Raw genomic sequence first — 17133 nt, forward strand, 5'->3', positions numbered from 1 at the left:
TGACTTTGCTGATTGACATCTGGTAGGCTATAATTGAGAAAATGATAATTTATCAGGAGGAGACGTGACTATGGATACAGCAACTTTTATTGAACGTTATTATACCGATCGTAAAGGAACGAACTCTTTGAAATGGGACTTAGTCGACCAACGGTTTGAAGGTGAAAATTTACTTCCTTTATGGGTCGCAGACATGGATTTCAAAGTGGCGGATGCGATTACTGAAGCCTTTAAAGAACGTTTAGATCATGGGGTTTATGGTTATTCATTAGTTCCAGATTCATATTTTGTTGCCTACAGTAGTTGGATGAAAAAGCGCTTTAATTTTGAAATTGATCAAGAATGGCTTCGATTTACACCCGGGATTGTACAAGCTTTATACTACTTTATGCATGTTTATACTAAGCCAAATGATGCAGTAGTTATTTTAACGCCCGTATACTATCCTTTCCACAATGCCGTTCGTGATACGGGGCGACAATTAATTACTGTCGATTTAGTGAATGAAGAAAATGTCTTTAGTATTGATTTTGATGCTTTTGAAGAAGCAATTATCGCAAACGATGCAAAAGTATTTATCCATTGTTCACCGCACAATCCAACCGGCCGTGTCTGGAGTGAAGACGAACAAATGCGTTTGTTTGAAATTTGCGAAAAACACGACGTTCTAATTATCTCTGATGAAATTCATCAAGACTTCACCTATGATGATAGTCGTCATATCCCATCGGCGAGAGTTGCAGACGGGAAGTACAGTGATCGAATCATTACCGCAAACTCGGCCTCTAAATCCTTTAATTTAGCTGCTTTAGGCCATTCAAACATTCTGATTCCTAATGCAGACTTAAGACAAGCATATGATTCCTTTGCAGCCACGATGATTCAAACTGAGGCTAATCTATTCGGCGTGATCGCTACTGAGGCAGTTTATACAGATGGTGCTGAATGGCTGGAGTCAGTTAAGGAGATTATTTCGGACAATTATATACAAGCTAAAATGAAGTTACAGGCAGCCTTTCCGGAAATAACTATCAGTCCATTGCAAGGGACTTACTTGATGTTTATTGACTTAAATCCGATTCTCAAAGGTAACGATATTATCGATTTTATGCAGAATAGTTGTGGTGTTGCGATTGATTACGGCGAATGGTTTGGCCAGGGCTATGAAGGCTATATTCGCATGAATTTAGCAACTAAGTTTGAGCTTGTAGAACAAGCGGTCGATGCGATTATACGTGAAGCGAAGAAATTATAGGTAGTTGGTCAAGCGGCTATAATATATTCTCGGTGCTGCCACTCATGTTGGTATCATCGAGTTTGTTTATATTATGAGTGGGAATTCCCAATCCATTCCTGACTACCATTCTGATTTTATTGGTAAGCGTTAGCTTGATGTTGTACTCTTTTTAGCTCACGTGGATGTCGATTGCTTCACTTTGCTAACAGGTCGAAGGATATCTTATCCTTCGAAAATTTGCGGCAATTGTCGATGAACCTATTTATTTACTTTTTACCTAAAACTCTTATATATTTCCATCAATCTTAATTATTTCTTCATAATTACTTGATAAACTAATCTAAAAGAATGAATAGGAGGCCTTTGCTTATGAAGCGATTTAAGAAACCACTCATGATAGCTCTAAGTTTAATTGGATTAGTATATTTAATAGGTATGATTTTTTATAGTGGTCGTTTCCAGGCGAATACGCTCTATGCAGGTAGCAATATTAGTCATATGACCCTAGCAGATGCTAAACAACATATTCAAAAGGAATTGTCGAAGAATCGCCTAATTCTGTTAGAAAATGACACTGAATTTGGACAAATCGAGTTGAGTAAATTATATCCCGATTTTGATCCTTCAGTCGAATTAGATCATGCATTATCTGAACAAGATGCCTTTATGTGGAGCAGAGGCTTGGTTCAGCAGAACATGATTTTAAGTGACAAACTAAATGACATGCCTATTGACCAAGAGGTTTTGGAAAATGAGCTAGAAATTATTGGAATTAATCAAGAAAATCGAAGCTCAAGCCAGAATGCTTCGGTCGAATATAATGACGAACAAGGCTACTATCTTCAAGAGGAAGTTGTTGGGACACAACTCGATATGAATGCTTTAAAACAAGGTATCATCGACGCAGTTCAGAATAAAGAATCAAGTCTTGAATTGAGTCAGTATTATATTCAACCCGAAATAACTCAGGCTAACGAAGCAATCGTCAATAAAATAACACAAATCAAACAACTTTCTGATACACAAATCACTTATACTATGTCAGGTGAAGAGGTCACGATTCCTCAAACTGAAATTGAAAAATGGATATATTTTGACGAAGCTGGCGAAGCGCTTTTAGATGAAGCGAGTGTTTGGACTTACATCTCAGAATTGGATGCAGAATATGCTTCTTTGCATCAATACCGCGATTTCCAATCGACTTTACAAGGTGTCGTCACAATTGATCCGCAAATTTACGGTTGGACCTTTGATTTTGAAACGGAGGTAGCCGCTTTAATCGCTGAAATCTATGCCGGTGAGACAGTCAAACGTGAACCACATTATACAGGCAATATTTACACAAATGATATTAAAGAAAAAGATGATATTGGGAATAGTCATGTGGAAATCGATCTTGATCATCAAATGTTGTATGTCTACTTGGACGGTGAATTGGCTTTATCAACTGAGGTTGTGACCGGTTTGCCACCGTTGATGGAAACTATTCCAGGCGCTTGGAATATACTTTACAAAGAGACAGACGCCGTTTTGAAAGGTTACAATCCGCAACGTGATAAAGACTATGCGACTCCGGTTAATTACTGGGTTCCGTTTGACTGGGAAGGCATGGGGATTCATGATGCGTCTTGGCAAGGCACTTTCGGCGGTGACGTTTGGACTTATGCAGGTTCGAACGGCTGTATTAATATTCCAACCTCTGTAATGCCAAATCTGTTTGATTTAGTCGATACAGGAATGCCGGTGATTATCTTTTAATGAGTTTGTTGTGACTGGTGGAACAAGTCGTTCTTCTCTGAGCAACGTTAGGGGTTATTTTTCAATAAATGCGTATAATAGATAGTGTCTTGTTGGCTAAAATTTGATTGAAGAGATAGAGAGTAGGCATAATATGGATTCAATGAGGTTTAAAGATGCAGCTCGGTATGTTTATGACGGCGAGAAATTTAAGCGCGAGATTGTGAAGTTAACGGAAGAAATATGGCCTGATTTAACGGTTGATGAGGCGTATTTGATTCAAAAAGAAGTTTTAAGATTACGTGAGGCAGATGGTCAATCACTTTACGCACCGAAAATGGGTTTGACTTCAAAAGCGAAGTGGGATCAAATGGGCGTCGATTCGCCGATTGTCGGTTACATTTTTGGCGATATGTTGGAAAAAAAAGGACGATTAGTTTATCGGATTATATTCATCCGAAAATTGAACCAGAAATTGCGTTTGTGATGAAGCAGGAATTATCAGGTGACGTCACTGTTGAGGATGTTTTAAAGAATACAGACTATGTCTTAAGTTGTGCGGAAGTCATTGATAGTCGGTATTTGAATTTTGATTTTACACTAACTGATGTGATTGCAGATAATACATCGGCGAGTGGTGCGATTTTTGGGATTGAAAAATTTTCAGTCGATCAATTAGATTTAGTAACAGAAAAGGTCGCCATCAAGGTCAATGGCAAGCTTGCGGTTGAAGGCAGTGGCAGAGACGTCCTCGGCCATCCAGCTTTAGCGATTGTTGAACTGGCGAAACATCTGGCTAAAGTAGGCAAACCAGTCCCAACTGGTGTACCCATTATGACTGGTGGCATGTCCTCGGCAGTTTTACTTGAAGTAGGCGATGACGTAGAGATTGTGTATTCAACTTTAGAAACGATTCAGTTTAAAGTAATTGATTAAAAGGAGATAAATAGTATGCCATATGTAAGAATCCAATTAAAAGCTGGCCGCACAGAAGAACAAAAGGCGAAGTTAGCTAAAGAAATTATTGATTTAATGGAAGACAGCGAATTTGCGGACCGTCAAGCAATTCGTGTGATTTTTGAAGATATGTTGCCAGAGGATTTCTATTCCGGTCAACATTTTTAATTTAACACTAAAAGGGACCTCGTCTAAAAACGAAGTCCCTTTTATTTTATCCAAAATATGACACTTATTCCTCGGAGTTAGACTCCGATTCAGTTGCCTCGTCAACCGAACTTGTGTTTGAAGACTCGGTGTCTGTATTGTCTGTTTCAGAACTTTCAGAGTCTGTCGCTGCTTCAGACTCTGATTCTGCATTCGAACTTTCTTCGTCAGAAACCTCGCTCGTTTCATCATCTGTTGCGGGCGACTCTTCACTCATTGGTGCAAAAATGACACCACCAATCATACCGTAACCAGCAGTTCCAATTGGCTGAGTTTCATAATCATCGGCACCTTCATGAATAATTAAGGATGTACCATTCTCCGTTCTTAATGTATAAGGTGCTTCAGGATCTAATGAAACATTTGATACAACTAAGACGATGTTAACTTTGCCATCTTTGCCAACGATTAAGTTAGGGAAGTCGCCAATGTGCGGACCGCCTTCAGCATGAATGCCGTGACTGGTTCCTGTTGGATTGAAATGTCCCAGTGCATCCATAAATGTTGGCGCTGTTGCTTTTCCGTATTCATGAATATGGAAGCCGTATTCGCCTTCTTCTAGACCTTCCAGTTCCAAGCTTAAAATAACGCCATTTGCTGCTTCTTCAAACGTAGCCGTTCCCATTGAGTCGCCGTCTTGGTTAATCATTTCCACGACAACTGGGGCAATCTCAACTGTCGCGTCTTCAACTGCTTCGTCTGAAACGTCTGCCTCATCAGATTCAGTGCTTTCTTCGTCATCCGCTACTTCTGATTCCGTACTTTCAACATCGTCTGAAGCTGCCGATTGGTCATCACCCACTTCGTCGCTAGTTGCTTCATTTGAATCGCTCGACTCTGAGTTATCTTCTGACGCGACTTCAGATTCTGCGTCTGACGATTCACTATTTGCATCCTCTGCTAAACTTTCTTCTTCCTCAACCGATTCGACCGATTCAACCGATTCTTCGACAAGTTCTGTCGTTTCTGCAGAACTCACTTCCGTTGTAGGTTCTTCTTGTGGATCCATACATGCAACCATTAAGAGAGTGACACCTGACAGTAATAAAACTTTTAAGCTTTTTTTCATAGGCAATTTACCTCTTTCTTAGTTTATAGGCTAAGTTTACCAAAAAAAGAAAGCGCATTCAATTGAATGGACCTTTTAAAATCAATACAAAAGTCAAGCAATCGTCCTACTAGAAGACTAGCAGTGTGAAATGCGATAAAATTTTGGTATACTAGAAAAGAATTTGAGAAAAGTGAGGCAGAATAATGACGGATATAAAGATTGCGCGCATTGTAAATACATTTGGCGTGCGTGGCCAAATAAAAGTAATTTCAGAAACAGATTTCGAAGATGAGCGATTTAAAGTGGGGCAGAAGCTGAAAGTCATGAAGGATGACCAGATAATTGCTGAAGTTACGGTGTCATCTTCACATATAAATAAAGGTACTTATTCAATTGGGTTTGATGAATATGATAATATCAACCAGATTGAACATTTCAAGAATGGTTGGTTAGTCATTGATGCATCTGAGCAAGGTGAATTACCTGAAGATGAATTTTATCAACATCAAATTATTGGTTTAACTGTTAAGACGACGGATGGACGCGAGTTAGGGGTAATCAAAGAGATTTTAGCCCTAGGATCGAACGATGTCTGGGTAGTCAAACATCAAAATTCTAAGAAAAAAGATATTCTATTACCGTATATTGAAGACGTAATTAAATCAGTTAACCTTGAAACCGGCGAAGTATTGGTTGAACTAATGGATGGCTTAGTTGATGATGAAGATTGATGTTTTAACGCTTTTTCCAGAGATGTTCGGTCCGATGAGTCAATCCTTGATGGGTTCAGCACAAGAAAAGGGTATCATTGAATTTAAGACCCATGATTTCAGACAATTCGCTGTCAACAAACATGGCCATGTCGATGATTATCCGTATGGTGGGGGCGCTGGTATGTTGCTACAAGTTCCACCGATTGTGGAAACCTTAGAGTCGATTCAACCAGCCGATGATGCGCGGATTATTTTAATGGATCCAACAGGTGTACCGTTCTCGCAAGAAATTGCCCAAGAATGGTCCACTGCCTCACAACTTGTCTTTATTTGTGGCCACTATGAGGGCTTTGATGAAAGAGTGAGAAACTACGTGACCGACGAGGTATCATTAGGCGATTACGTGCTGACCAATGGCGAATTACCAACGATGGTTATGGTTGATGCGACGGTCAGATTAATCCCAGAAGTGGTCGGAAATGCGGAATCGATTGTCAATGAATCGCATCAGAATAATCTATTGGAGCACCCTCAATATACACGCCCGCGAGAATTTCGTGGTCAAGAAGTTCCGGAAATCCTCTTAAGTGGGCATCACGGCAACATTGAACTGTGGCAACGTAAGGAAGCGATTCGTCGTACGTTTGAACGTCGACCTGATTTACTTGAGCAGGCCGATTTATCGCCACAAGAAATAGCTTGGTTAGAAGAATTTAAACAAAATAAGAATTCCACTGACCAAATATAACTGACAGTCCTGTAGTAATCAGCAGAAGAATTATTTTTGGAAGTATTCTGGTGAAAAAATTTACTAAATCAAGTAAAAAGCCTTTACAAGTTGTTTTATTCTAGTATAATAGAAAAAGTGGTCGAGAGACCTTAACTAACGATATTCCGCTAAGTAGCTTATCTATTTAAGAATGTTTGTTGAAAGGAGATAAAAACATGAGTAAATTAATTGAAACAATTACTTCAACTCAGTTACGTAACGATGTTCCTGATTTCCGCCCTGGAGATACTGTTCGTGTACACGCAATGATCGTGGAAGGCGAACGTGAACGTATCCAATTATTCGAAGGTTTAGTAATTAAACGTCGTGGTGCTGGTATCAGCGAGTCTTATACTGTTCGTAAAATTTCTAACGGTGTTGGTGTAGAACGTACATTCCCTGTACATACTCCACGTGTAGCTAAATTAGAAGTTATTCGTAAAGGTAAAGTTCGTCGTGCTAAATTATACTACATTCGTGCTCTATCTGGTAAAGCTGCCAGAATTAAAGAACGCGGAAGATAATTCGACTATAAATAAAGCTAGGAAAAGCTCTCAGGAGCCGATCCTAGCTTTTTTATTTGTTCGTATTAAAATTTAAAAGTCACTCAATATGCTTACGGGTGACTCTTTTGGCTATTGAAGATCAATAATAATTAAACAGAAAACCTCTACCTTTTCTATAGAAGGGCAGAGGTTTTTAACAGTCACATGAGCATAGATGTTCTTTGTCGTTGCGATTTCTTTGTGACCAAGACGTTCTTGGACTACTTGGATTGGAGTATCTATCTCAAAGAGCAAACTGGCATGTGTATGACGAAAGCCATGCACTGTAATTCGTTTTAGTTGACCGCTTGGTATAATATCATCTAAAACTATGTTTGGCGCAGGAGGGTGGAATAACTCGTTTCTAACGTTCGTAAAAATGTGCTGGTTGGATTTATTAACAATGATACCACTTTGGAGAAAGTATCGCGCTTGGTTGATTTTCCATTTCTGCAGATGGTGCAGAGTATTAGGGTCTGCGCTAATAATCCGAATTGAAGATTCTGTTTTGGGTGTTGAAATAAATGTTTGTCTGTTTTCATCTAGCGTGACACCTTTTGTGATATTAATTGTTTTTTCTTTAAAATCAATATCATTCCAGCACAAAGCAAGTGCCTCACCTTTTCGCATACCTGTCATTGCGAGCAATCTAAAGAATGTCTCCCAAAGCTCATCACCGTGTTCATTTGCTGCTTTAAAGAATAGCTGCAACTCTTCTTTATCATAAAATTTACCGGTATCATTATTTAATACTAGTTTTTTAGGCATCTTGATGATCCGCATCGGATTTTCCTTAATCAACTTCAGCAGGATGGCATGGTCAAATATTTGTTGAGTCACAATTTTCATAAGACTAGCGCTTTCATATTTCTTTGCCCAAGCACTCACCACATCGCGGCACATCACAGCGTCGATTTTATCGATGTAAAAATCACCAAAAATCGGAAGGATATGGATTCTTGCACGATTTAAAGTGTGATTGAATGAAGAAATTTTAACATGCTCCTTATACTCCTCAATCCACGAATCATAGACATCTTTAAACTTATACTTTCCCTCATTTAGCTTTTCTTCTTCTAAGCTTGCTAAAAGTCTGCTTTCCGCTATTCTAGCTTCCTTATAAGTTTCAAAACCTCGTCTAGTAGTACGTTTTTGTTTTCCAGTTGCTGGGTCTGTTCCTAGGTAGGCAACAAACATATAGGCAGTAATGCCATTCTTTTTAGTATATTTTTTTATCATTTTTATTGTCCTTTCTTTGCCCGCCAGCGTGAAAGGGTGAATTGGCATCACCTCCTTAGTTTGTTATAATAGGGTATAGCAAATACCGCTATTAAAGCGTTGTTTGTTCGTTGTTCCACACTTTCGCTTTGGCCGGGGAGAGTGTGGAATTCTTTACTTTATACAAGTTTAGTTGTATAATATACATAAGATAACTTGAGAAGGACTAGCTCTGGGTTCCCGAATGGGAGTAGGCGAAAGCTTAGAATTCCTATGACCCTGGGGTTATCTTTTTTTGTTTTTTATATGCGTTATTACATCCGGGTTTTGTTGGATTATTCGAACAATTTCATTAACTAATTGTTGGGAATATCCCCTTGAGTGACCAAAAGTGTAGACATAATTATCGTGCAATTTATAGAAATACATTATTTCTGTCAAGGTGTGTTCATTAAACATAGATTCCCCTTTACCAGAAACATAGTTAAATTTAATATTCCTAGCATTAAGTTGTTTATTCACACCCGTTATTACATTCTTTCTAGTTAAGGAGTATTTATCCTTAGGATCTATTTCTGTTTTTATGACACGAACGTTTTCATCTGAATTATTATCGATTGCATAAATAATATCGGCCTTATCTTTATTTTTTGTACTAAAAAACTCAATTCGTAGAGGTATAAACAAATCATTAGAACTATTTGTTCTTTTTACCTCTTCTAGATGTTCTTTCCTAGATAGATATTTTTTTGCAGTTTCTAAAGAATATTTCGCTGTTATCTCCTCATCACTCAAAACATTAATATCAATTGAAAGAGTTAAAAAGTTTTGTGGAATATAATCAGTTATTTCAATTCCGTGGAATCGTTTGATTTGCTCACCAAAGCTCAAGATATTAGATTGAAAAAAAGGTGCGTAAAGAATCTCGTCATCTTCGGTAATATAATGAGTTGCTGTATTTCTAAGTTTATTAATTTCTTCTATGTTTATCCTTAAAGGCTGCTTTACATCAGTATAAACCTTGCTGATGGCATCAGTTAGAGAAATCGTACGCTCTTTGTCATTAGAAAAGTATATTGAACTCTCGCCATCTCTATTAATTAGATGGGCTTTTAACATCAACTCCCAAGCGTTACATATAAAAAATGCAAAACCCTCAATTCTATATTTAATTGTTGGTTTATTATGAAGTTCTAAACTCATAATAAACGCTTCTATACTTTTATTTACTAGCCGTTCTGAAACGTTTTCCATGTACTTCCTCCATCCTATGTTATAATAGTATAAAGGCATTTTTATATGTCTTTGTCCGTCCCACTCCTCACCGTCCAAAGTAGGGGAGTGGGGCTTTTTTTAAATTTCGCTTGTCATGATATCTAATGTGGCTAGTGTTTCCCTTGCGGATTCTAATTGAGCTTTATACTCCTTAGATTGTTTTTTCATTTTCTTATCAATAAATGAAATCTTATAATATCCCTTGTTTTTACCACCAATTGTTAAAGCAATATGCATATCAGTAACGATGTCCTTGCTCTTCCGTTTCCCTGTAACTCCTCCCATGATCATACCAGCAGGTCCCATAATTACATTACCAGCAACCGCTCTACCAATTGATAATCCGCCTGATGTAATTGATTGTCCATCCTCGTTTAGTTCATACTTTATTAAATCCTTGTAACTAAATATCTTATAATTATTTCCCTTAATTTTAAATAACTGGTTGTTTTCATCCATAATAATGTCACCTGCGGAACGAGTGCGTTTAAAGGTAGTGCGAACTGGCGTATTGGGGGCGGATGTGGCGGACGACTGTCTGGACGGTTCATAGGATTCGTGTGCCGGTTTATTACGTACATAAAGCTTGTAAAGGACATAGACTGCAATAACAATAAGTATTAATTCACTCATTTATAAATACCTCAGCTTTCTTATTTAAGTTTCAGGGGTGGGATTTTTGTTATGAAGCTACAGTATCAATCGTTTGTTTCTCCAGTGCTATTGTTTGTTTATATTCTAAAGCTAAAATTGTTTCGTTGAACTCTGCGGTAGGGTCTAATTCTTCAACGAGTGCTTCTAATTCGATAAGTGAAGTTCTAAAAAACTCTTTTCTAAAATTAACTTTGTTAACCCTTGATTCATTAAGTTTTTGATGAAGCTCATATTCCAAACCAACCGCGTCTTCGCTGAAAACAAATGCATGGACATCAAATCTGAAGGGCACAGAGGCGCTCCCTAATTCATCTACTCGATCTTGTGGTTCAAGTCTTCTTGTCATACCTATTTTAAAAACCTCATTTCCAAACGAACCAACATTAGAAATAATGTACACATAGCCAGCTTTACCATTGGCTAAAGTAGCAATGCTTTCTTTCCTTTCTTCAATACTATTCATTTGTTGTTCAAGTTCCATTATACGGCTTTTTAATTGATTGAGCTTAGTTTCATCTTTTTCGTTAATTAACATTTCGTTTGTTCTGTCTAGTTCGGTTTTAAATTTAGCTTCTTCACGATCAAGTTTCACTTGTTCCTCTTTTAAAATCTTACGCTCTGCAGCTTCTTGCTTCATCTGTTCTCTTAACAAACGTTGCTCTTCCTTTTCTTGTTCTCTTTTTGAGTAATATCGATACTCTATGTTCACGAGTTCTTTATAATATTCTTGCATGGTTGATAAGAATCGGGTGACGGTTGATAATATCGATTGATTACCTTTACTGCTGATAAGTAAGTATTTTTCAATCAACTGATTAACTTTGGCCAGAGACTCATCCAGTGTTTCGTAAGATAAGTTGACGAGAATTAATTGAATTTCGGATTGCAACCCAATAACCATTAAGTTATACATTGATTTTATCGTTTTTGTTTGATATCTATTTAAAAATTTTTCTAATGTTTTTTCAATTTCCTTCTTAGTCGCAGTTGAGAGACTTCTAAGAGTTCTAGAATGGTCTGAATGTAAGTACAGTGTACTAACGGTTTTTAAGAGTTCATTATCTGACAACGTTTTGATTGTGCCTAGCGTCACATCATATACGTCCTCGAATTTAGAAGAATATACATCTTTGTAACTGACACTTATAGACCCAATGTTTTCTTGTATATATTTAAGACCGAGCGCTTCCGACCGGAACTTTCTAGCTTGTCGAATATATTTTTTCACTTCTTTTTCGAGCTGTTCCAACTCATCGCTGTTATTACTAATACTTTCTCGCTGAACTTCAATCCTTTCGTTCAAAAAGCTGAGTTCTTCTGTAGCATCATGCAGTACTAATTCTCGACGATTCTCAATTTCCTGCTCATCTGAGGTCAGCTTGACCTCTTTTTTATTCAATTCTTTTTCTTTTTCAGCAAGTTTTTTTATCAGAGTTTTATTTGCCTTTTCTGCTTCGGTTTCAGCAACGCTAACTATCTCGCTAGCTTTAAGATTAGCTTCAGTCATTGCATCATCTTTTATCTTTGTAATAATAGCATTTTTTTGACTGATTTCTTCATCTAGATTTTCAATAGTGTTTAGCTTATCTAAATCAGTTTTTATCATTTTATAAAATTTATTTTGTTTTGATATTAAGAACAACCCCAATATAAAAGGAATTATAAAAAACCAAAAAGCAAAACACAAAGCAATAATCGGTGTCGAAAACCACCAAGTTTTCTTTGTAAAAATCACATTACCACTCCTTGAATTTAAATTTTTGCATTGTGAAATGTCCATTTACTGAATAAGCAGATTGGATGAGTATTTACTTATATGTAACCTTCCAATACGATATATATTTATGGCTTCCTCTACGATATCATCTGGAACACCGAATTCTTCAGCCAGTTCGTACCGATGGATACTTTCACCAGTATTGATCAGCTCTTTCAATTGATCATAGGGGATCAGCTTACGATAACTACATTTTCTACCCAACGATTCATACTTCCTATTCAAAACAATTGATTGGTCGATAATATCACCTTCAATAGTTTCATAATGTCCAATCTCTTCCGCTAAATTTGAGTAAAGGCGATCAAACGGTTCGTTAGCGTTTACATAAATGTTGTTATTACTTATCAAACCTCCCAGCCCATCGGGCATATCTTTCTTAAAATAAAAGCTTAAATTTCCATACTCTTCTATTAAAGCTTCTATACGAATCAAAACGACACCTACTTATTTTGACTCTTGATAAAGTCTATGTATTTTAGAATATCATCCATCTGATCTTCAGTAACGTCGTCGTCGATATGAGCGGCGAGTAATTCGGATTTGTAGCCTCTCTTATCGCTTTTTTTAGTTGGTGGAAATAAGTCATTAATACTTATTTCGAAAGCTTTTGCTAATTTAAATAGCATGTCTTGCTCGGGCTCATTAGTACCAGACTCATAAAAAGATATAGTATTATGGGCCATCCCAACCTTTCACCTAAATCTTTTTGAGTCATTTTCCTTTCAGAACGATACTGCTTTATTTTTGATGCTACGTATTTACTAACGTCCACAATACACTCACTCTCTTTGAATTATTGTAACTTCATTATATAGGAAATATTTTCTAATCAAGACATATTTTTCATGCTTTATCAAATAAATTGTTGACTCTACAATTAACCTCATGTAATACGAAGTCATGAAAGGAGGTATTTAATGCAACTAAATTTGAAACGAGAACGCTTAATGCGAGTGGAAACGCAGGAAGACATTGCGAAACTTATTAATGTAGATGTTAGAACTTATAACAGCAAGGAAAACGGGGTGTTTCAGTTTAAACAGAATGACATGTTTGCAATTGCACGCCACTTCTATAAATACATAGTAGATATTTTCTTAACAACAAACTTCATGATTCATAAAGTCAGGCGGATTTAAAATAAAAAAAATAAAAACGTAGAAAGGATGAACAAAATGAGTAGATATACAAAAATAATTGAAGTTTTGAAGCAATTGGTATAAGTCATTCAACTGAACTACTGAATGTAGTTTTGTAGGAGGTTGAAGACAGTTTCGAAAAAGATATGGCTAAGATTAAAGACTTAAAAGATGAAGAACTAAGTAAATGTCCGTCAAAGGGAAGCCAATATTTTATGAACCAGACGATCTAAAACAAGCGCGCAGCATGTTGAAGAGTCATTTAGCTGCTCACGTACCAAATAAGAAATATGAAGGACCATTACAGTGTACAGTAAAGTGGTTCTTCCATAACGATAAGAAAACAGATGGTGAATGGAGACACACAAAGCCAGACACGCACAATCTGAATAAGCTGCTGTTCAATGTCATGTCAGATTTAGGTTACTGGGTAGATGATGCACGTGTGGTGAGTGAGCATATCCAAAAGTTTTAGGTGAATGGTTCGCCACCAGAAATATTCATTAGAATCGAGAAGTTAACATGAAATGGGCAAGAATTAAAGTAGGCTATGACGCTTTTTATAATGAACGTTTGAAGAATCAACATGAAATCCAGTCTAAATTTGAATCATTGGATGAATTTAAAACAGGATTTCTAAAACGTTTTGGAAATATATGGATGACGAATAAAGCTGAAAAAGAACGTAAAAATACTAAGAAGATTACCTATAATGCAAGAAATATCCTCGAGTGAGAGGACGCAATTAATGCGCAGCCCAGATAAGAGTAGCAGTGAGAATTGAGGATCAGGCATGAATCAGTTCTACGCAGACTTACCCAATTGGGTTAGAAGCATTGATGAGAAAAGTCGCTAATTTACAAATGAAGATTGGTGGATTTATATCATGGCGTCAGTGAAGGAAATGCAATGACGGTACCCGAACGAACTATATAAGAACGTCATAGCAGTACATGTAAATTATTTAAGGAATCAGAATCCGGATGGATTACTTTTTTAGGACTTGAACCGATGAAATTAAGATTTGATACTTGCTTAATGACCGATACTTGGAAGATTAAAACACAAACTCTTAAACGGAGTCCCAGATATCGTAGTACGACAGCCAGACGATTTATACAGTTACCAAGACATGCTACATATAGTCCGGACTGCTCATTACATCGAACGCTCGCAATATGGGTGGAGTGTCCAATTTACAAAAGGTGGACAAAACAAAGAAGTATTCCTGCGCGGTCGTCACATCGATAAGACGAATGAAACGACTAGCGCAAAACAGTCGATATTTAAATGGCTGGAGTTTTTATACGATACGGAAATTACATTGTTTTAAGAGGGAATAGCAAAAAAAGCAAGTGCGTGAACACTTGCCTATAAAAGAAAACTATTTTGTGAACTCTGTTTCATCACAACTTGGGCATGGTGGAAGCGTGTCGGTATGGTCGTCAAGAACAACGCGTTGTCCACATTTATCACATACATATACGCTTTTACCTGGCTTTTCACCTGTTGTATGTTTACTCATTTTGTCACCTCGTTTCTAAAAATGAAAGGAATCATGATATGAAAATAACAATCAAAAACATTACCCTAACCACTATCGGACTATTAATGGGATGAGCAAGTAAAAAATTTAAACATTACCAAACTCATTATGAAGAAGATGGTATTGAAAAAATCGAGTCTTGGATTCAAGTGGATCTATTTGATAAGTGTTATTGCTTCTCAAATAAAATCCATAAATTTAATTACTTTTTCCAGCCTCTACCAGGCTTTTGAGTAGGTGGTAATCTGTCACCTTTTCCTATATTGACGGTTTTACCATTCTTTAGCTTTTCGCCATTCACGCCAGTTTCGTGATACTTTCCGGCTGGTTTGTTGTCAGTACCAGGTTTTATGTGATCTGCCATATATTTTACCTCGCTTTATTATGTATTTTGTTAACAATAACCGATTTTACGAACTTGCCACACCTGCAAACTCGATGATTTCGTGAGATTAATCATTAATATATTCAGTATAAACTATAATAGTTTGAAACGCAACATGTTGTGTCGTTTTTAAAATTAACACACAGAATATTGTGGTTAGATAATGGGTAAGGAAAAATTAAAGCAAATAATTATACAGTCAGAAAAAGCATCAACGCTATCCAGGTCGAAGCAGATATGAAAGCTGGCGCTTTGTATAGATTATTGAGTTGAAAACATAAGGATGTAACTTTAACAACTGCATTTAAATTAGCAGACGTGTTAGGCGTCGACATAAACGAGTTTAGAGAGGAGTAATATCATGAAATTAACAATTAAAGATCATAACCATTTTGACACTCTGACTATTTTATTAATTGATTTAATCAGCGAAACTGAGCAAGAGATTTTGAAATTAGAGCATGAGCTTGCTTTTTGACATATCAATCAAAAGCAGTGCAAGTTGAAAATATTGAATACTATTCTGAGGGAGCAGGTGGCGGAGTGACAATTTATGCTGTGAGAGTTAATAATAAAGTTATAAATAGCTTCTGATTGAACCGTTTTGGAGAAATAACGATCTATTATTCTAAGCCAAACGAGGGTTGTTTTTGGACGAAAGACAAGGATTTTGCTTTAAAAATTGCTAGTTTATTGGGTGGAGAAATACAAGAGGTGTCACCATGACCCGAAAGTTTGAAAAAGGCGACAAATGCAGCACAATAGTCACCGTCACAAAAGTTAAAAAGGATGTGCCGACCGTCATAGAGGTGGACAGTCCTAGATACATCCTGGAACACAAACGTCAGAGGTCTAAAAATCCTGTGGAGGCAGTGGAATGATTGATAATGACGAAATAAAAAAAACAAAGATTTTATCCATTGAGTTGAAGAAAGAATTTACCAAGATGACTAGGAGAAAGCATTTCCACAGCCAGAATGGATCGAGTGGATGACCTCGATAGCAAGTAGTTATATAAGTAAATTTGAAGTCGCACTAAAGAGGATTGAAGAAGTAGCGAAAGAGGTGGCGGAATGAATAACATCAGCTTAAGTAGTGACACGACTCATCAACATTATTGGAAAAATGTCGATAAAAAGCACGACAGCATCAAGCGGGCACATAGCTCAGAAAGCGAAAGCTACATCACTAGCAAATGCGAGTGTGGGACCGTAAAACAATCTTACAATAAAAATACCATACAGGAGGGGAAAGCCAGTGAGATATCAAGTTATTGGTAAGTCTGGTGAAGTCTATGGTACTTTCCCCACCAAACCATTAGCATACCAATTCATCAACAGTACATTTCTAGTATACAAATATGCTTACCGCGAGGACAGTGGTCAGAAAGAGTCGATGATTACGCAAGTACTGCCGGATATTATTAGCGTGGTGCCGGCCAAGCGACCGAGGCCAACGAAAGCTAAGGTCAAATCTTACTGGGAGTTGCTGATTGAATTAACTGTGGCAAGCGCTGAGGATACAGAAGAGATTAAACAATTGCGCAAGAAGCTGCTGAAGAAAACAAGCGAGAAAATAAAAACAGCAGCTAAAGGACGCAATAATGGCCAAGAATTATTCGCAAAATTAGAGAACGGCAACGTCATATCGTTTCCGACCTATACACAAGCTGGCAGTTATTTTAATGCCTCAGTAACTTCAATCAGCGCACGAGTTTATGAAGGGACGATAGCGTCTGAAGGTAAATTAAAAAGGATTTTTTTTACATCGAGGAGTGATAAAGCATGGAATTTAAAACGATGACGGACCTTAATAAGTGGTTCAGGGAAAATGTTATGTATATCAATGACTTGTTTCAATTCAAAAAAATATCACAGATTGATTTTAATTATCATATCAATAAATTAACAAAGCAATGGG

General features: G+C 37.0%; 21 protein-coding genes. 12 read left to right on the plus strand and 9 right to left on the minus strand.

Annotation, left to right across the window (positions count from 1 at the left end):
• The first annotated feature begins 70 nt into the window (after positions 1-70).
• The 5 genes from ACTQ5J_RS01990 (at position 71) to ACTQ5J_RS02010 (ending at position 4099) form a co-directional block, all read left to right on the plus strand.
• Positions 71-1255, plus strand: a complete 1185-nt coding sequence (locus tag ACTQ5J_RS01990; RefSeq protein ID WP_441750324.1) for a MalY/PatB family protein — start codon at positions 71-73, stop codon at positions 1253-1255.
• A gap of 351 nt (positions 1256-1606) precedes the next feature.
• Positions 1607-2995, plus strand: coding sequence for a L,D-transpeptidase family protein (locus ACTQ5J_RS01995; RefSeq protein ID WP_441750325.1), 1389 nt, complete (start codon positions 1607-1609; stop codon positions 2993-2995).
• Positions 2996-3128: 133 nt separating this feature from the next.
• Positions 3129-3461: a hypothetical protein gene (locus ACTQ5J_RS02000; protein WP_441750326.1), complete on the plus strand. Its 333-nt coding sequence runs from the start codon at positions 3129-3131 to the stop codon at positions 3459-3461.
• Complete coding sequence (locus ACTQ5J_RS02005; RefSeq protein ID WP_441750327.1) at positions 3458-3910, plus strand: 2-keto-4-pentenoate hydratase; 453 nt, start codon at positions 3458-3460, stop codon at positions 3908-3910. The genes ACTQ5J_RS02000 and ACTQ5J_RS02005 overlap by 4 nt, the downstream gene beginning before the upstream one ends.
• Before the next feature lie 15 nt (positions 3911-3925).
• The gene (locus ACTQ5J_RS02010; RefSeq protein ID WP_441750328.1) at positions 3926-4099 is read left to right on the plus strand and encodes a tautomerase family protein; all 174 of its coding nucleotides are present in this window, start codon (positions 3926-3928) and stop codon (positions 4097-4099) included.
• A gap of 64 nt (positions 4100-4163) precedes the next feature.
• Here ACTQ5J_RS02010 and ACTQ5J_RS02015 read toward each other — a convergent pair whose 3' ends face one another.
• On the minus strand, positions 4164-5207 hold the full coding sequence (locus ACTQ5J_RS02015) for a superoxide dismutase family protein (protein ID WP_441750329.1): 1044 nt from the start codon (positions 5205-5207) through the stop codon (positions 4164-4166).
• Positions 5208-5392: 185 nt separating this feature from the next.
• On the opposite strand from ACTQ5J_RS02015, the gene rimM reads away from it, so the two are divergent.
• The 3 genes from rimM to rplS all read left to right on the plus strand — a co-directional run bounded on the left by rimM (position 5393) and on the right by rplS (position 7195).
• A complete protein-coding gene (gene rimM, locus ACTQ5J_RS02020) occupies positions 5393-5920 on the plus strand; it encodes a ribosome maturation factor RimM (RefSeq protein ID WP_441750330.1) in 528 nt (175 codons plus the stop codon).
• Entirely contained in the window at positions 5910-6650 is a 741-nt protein-coding gene (trmD, locus tag ACTQ5J_RS02025) for a tRNA (guanosine(37)-N1)-methyltransferase TrmD (protein ID WP_441750768.1), read from the plus strand. The genes rimM and trmD overlap by 11 nt, the downstream gene beginning before the upstream one ends.
• A gap of 197 nt (positions 6651-6847) precedes the next feature.
• Positions 6848-7195, plus strand: a complete 348-nt coding sequence (rplS, locus tag ACTQ5J_RS02030; RefSeq protein ID WP_441750331.1) for a 50S ribosomal protein L19 — start codon at positions 6848-6850, stop codon at positions 7193-7195.
• Positions 7196-7306: 111 nt separating this feature from the next.
• Here the strand turns inward: rplS and ACTQ5J_RS02035 are convergent, their stop codons facing one another.
• The 6 genes from ACTQ5J_RS02035 to ACTQ5J_RS02060 form a co-directional block, all read right to left on the minus strand.
• Positions 7307-8503, minus strand: coding sequence for a tyrosine-type recombinase/integrase (locus ACTQ5J_RS02035; RefSeq protein ID WP_441750332.1), 1197 nt, complete (start codon positions 8501-8503; stop codon positions 7307-7309).
• Between the two features lie 216 nt (positions 8504-8719).
• A complete protein-coding gene (locus ACTQ5J_RS02040) occupies positions 8720-9688 on the minus strand; it encodes a DUF3644 domain-containing protein (protein WP_441750333.1) in 969 nt (322 codons plus the stop codon).
• A 99-nt stretch (positions 9689-9787) separates the two neighbouring features.
• Complete coding sequence (locus ACTQ5J_RS02045; RefSeq protein WP_441750334.1) at positions 9788-10342, minus strand: hypothetical protein; 555 nt, start codon at positions 10340-10342, stop codon at positions 9788-9790.
• 49 nt (positions 10343-10391) lie between these two features.
• Entirely contained in the window at positions 10392-12098 is a 1707-nt protein-coding gene (locus ACTQ5J_RS02050; protein ID WP_441750335.1) for a GIY-YIG nuclease family protein, read from the minus strand.
• Between the two features lie 45 nt (positions 12099-12143).
• On the minus strand, positions 12144-12575 hold the full coding sequence (locus ACTQ5J_RS02055; RefSeq protein WP_441750336.1) for an ImmA/IrrE family metallo-endopeptidase: 432 nt from the start codon (positions 12573-12575) through the stop codon (positions 12144-12146).
• An 8-nt stretch (positions 12576-12583) separates the two neighbouring features.
• Entirely contained in the window at positions 12584-12826 is a 243-nt protein-coding gene (locus ACTQ5J_RS02060; RefSeq protein WP_441750337.1) for a helix-turn-helix domain-containing protein, read from the minus strand.
• A 234-nt stretch (positions 12827-13060) separates the two neighbouring features.
• On the opposite strand from ACTQ5J_RS02060, the gene ACTQ5J_RS02065 reads away from it, so the two are divergent.
• The 3 genes from ACTQ5J_RS02065 (at position 13061) to ACTQ5J_RS02075 (ending at position 14017) form a co-directional block, all read left to right on the plus strand.
• On the plus strand, positions 13061-13282 hold the full coding sequence (locus ACTQ5J_RS02065) for a helix-turn-helix transcriptional regulator (protein ID WP_441750338.1): 222 nt from the start codon (positions 13061-13063) through the stop codon (positions 13280-13282).
• Between the two features lie 187 nt (positions 13283-13469).
• On the plus strand, positions 13470-13757 hold the full coding sequence (locus ACTQ5J_RS02070) for a RusA family crossover junction endodeoxyribonuclease (RefSeq protein ID WP_441750340.1): 288 nt from the start codon (positions 13470-13472) through the stop codon (positions 13755-13757).
• 47 nt (positions 13758-13804) lie between these two features.
• Complete coding sequence (locus tag ACTQ5J_RS02075) at positions 13805-14017, plus strand: hypothetical protein (protein ID WP_441750341.1); 213 nt, start codon at positions 13805-13807, stop codon at positions 14015-14017.
• A gap of 649 nt (positions 14018-14666) precedes the next feature.
• On the opposite strand, the gene ACTQ5J_RS02080 is transcribed toward ACTQ5J_RS02075, so the two are convergent.
• The gene (locus tag ACTQ5J_RS02080) at positions 14667-14807 is read right to left on the minus strand and encodes a zinc ribbon-containing protein (protein WP_441750342.1); all 141 of its coding nucleotides are present in this window, start codon (positions 14805-14807) and stop codon (positions 14667-14669) included.
• Positions 14808-15030: 223 nt separating this feature from the next.
• Positions 15031-15192 carry a YjzC family protein gene (locus ACTQ5J_RS02085; protein WP_441750343.1) on the minus strand — a complete coding sequence of 54 codons (162 nt, stop codon included), beginning with the start codon at positions 15190-15192 and terminating at the stop codon, positions 15031-15033.
• Between the two features lie 1278 nt (positions 15193-16470).
• Here ACTQ5J_RS02085 and ACTQ5J_RS02090 point away from each other — a divergent pair.
• A complete protein-coding gene (locus tag ACTQ5J_RS02090; RefSeq protein WP_441750344.1) occupies positions 16471-17016 on the plus strand; it encodes a hypothetical protein in 546 nt (181 codons plus the stop codon).
• Positions 17017-17133 lie beyond the last annotated feature (117 nt).

Source organism: Fundicoccus sp. Sow4_F4 (genome assembly GCF_052116145.1).
GTDB lineage: Bacteria > Bacillota > Bacilli > Lactobacillales > Aerococcaceae > Fundicoccus.